We start from the raw sequence: 1,656 nt of genomic DNA on the forward strand, positions 1-1,656 counted from the left end.
TTATAACATGAATCAACTAGTTTTGCCTTTAGATTTAGAAGTGAAGTTACAAAAGAATGATATTGCCTTCCATATCCACCATTTAGTCGAAAGTATCCCGCCCGAAGCGTTTGAACCATTCCTTCGAAATGAGGGCTGTCCTGCCTACCATCCACGCATGATGCTTAAAATTATCTTATGTGCCTACACGCAATCTGTCTTCTCAGGGCGCAAAATTGAAGGACTTTTAAAAGATAGTCTTCGGATGATGTGGTTAGCTCGAGGAAATGAACCAACCTACCGCACAATCAACCGATTCCGTGTCCAATCAGAGGTGAAGGAGTTAATTCGTCAATGCTTCGTTCAATTCCGCTGTCAGCTGGTACAGGAAGAATTAATTGATCAGGAAGCCATTTTTATCGACGGAACTAAGATTGAAGCAAATGCGAACAAATTTACATTCGTGTGGAAAAAGTCAATTGAGAAATATCATAACGGACTAATTGAGAAGTCTAACCAGCTATACGATGAACTACTTGAAAAAGAAATCATCCCAGAAATTGAACGGGAAAATGAAAAGGAATTAGCATTGGAAGACCTCGCTCAAATGGTCGAAAAAGTAGATGAAGTAATCGCTGAATATGATCGAAAAATTGAGGACTCATCAGATGTAGCAGAGCGAAAGGCTTTAAGAACGGAACGGAAATTCCCAAAGAAAGCCCGCAAACAATTAATCGACTATATTGAACGCAAACTAAAATACCAAAGAGACTTCGAAATCTTTGACGAACGAAATAGTTATTCGAAAACAGACCCGGATGCGACATTTATGCGTATGAAAGATGACTATATGAAAAATGGTCAATTGAAGGCAGGTTATAACATACAAGTGGCAACAGAAGGTCAGTATGCGCTTGCCTACAGCATTTTTCCAAACCCAGCGGATACACGTACATTAATCCCATTTTTAGATGAAATCGAACAACATTATTTTAAACTACCAAAACACATCGTCGCAGATGCCGGATATGGCAGTGAACAAAATTATGATGATATCCTTTCGAATCGTAAGCGAGAAGCCTTAATCACGTACACCATGTATGTAAAAGAACAGAAGAAAACGTATAAGCAAAACGAATTCAATACAGCGAACTGGAATTATGATAAAGAAAATGATCGATACACATGCCCAAACCAACAACATCTTGTATTTAAATATCGTACCACGAAAACGGATAAGTATGATTTCGCGCGTGAGTTTAAGGTATATGAATGTGAAGACTGTTCCGGATGCCCCCTCCGTTCATTATGTACAAAAGCAAAAGAAGGAAATAATCGTAAGTTAATGGTGAATGAGAAGTGGGAACAACAAAAAGAATATGTGAGAGCAAAGCTTTCAGAAGAAAAAACGAGTACCCTTTATCGTCAACGCAAAATTGACGTGGAACCAGTTTTTGGATTCTTGAAGGCTAATTTGCGTTTCACTCGATTTTCTGTACGAGGAAAATCGAAGGTGGAAAACGAGATGGGCCTCGCATTAATGGCTGTGAATTTAAGAAAATTCACAGCCATTAGCTAAAAGCTATCTGGAAAAACATAAAAGATAGAGAAATCCGACTTTGAATTCATTCAAAGTCGGATTTCTCACGAATTGAAGCTAGTTATGTCCCAGCCTCT

At 38.5% G+C, this 1,656-nt stretch carries 1 pseudogene; it reads left to right on the forward strand.

The features are described 5' to 3' along the window. A pseudogene (locus ACQKIM_RS28060) lies at positions 1-1,549 on the forward strand (IS1182 family transposase); the annotation flags it as partial. Between the last annotated feature and the right edge of the window lie 107 nt (positions 1,550-1,656).

This window comes from Lysinibacillus sp. NPDC047702 (assembly GCF_050272555.1).
Taxonomy (GTDB): Bacteria; Bacillota; Bacilli; order Bacillales_A; family Planococcaceae; genus Lysinibacillus.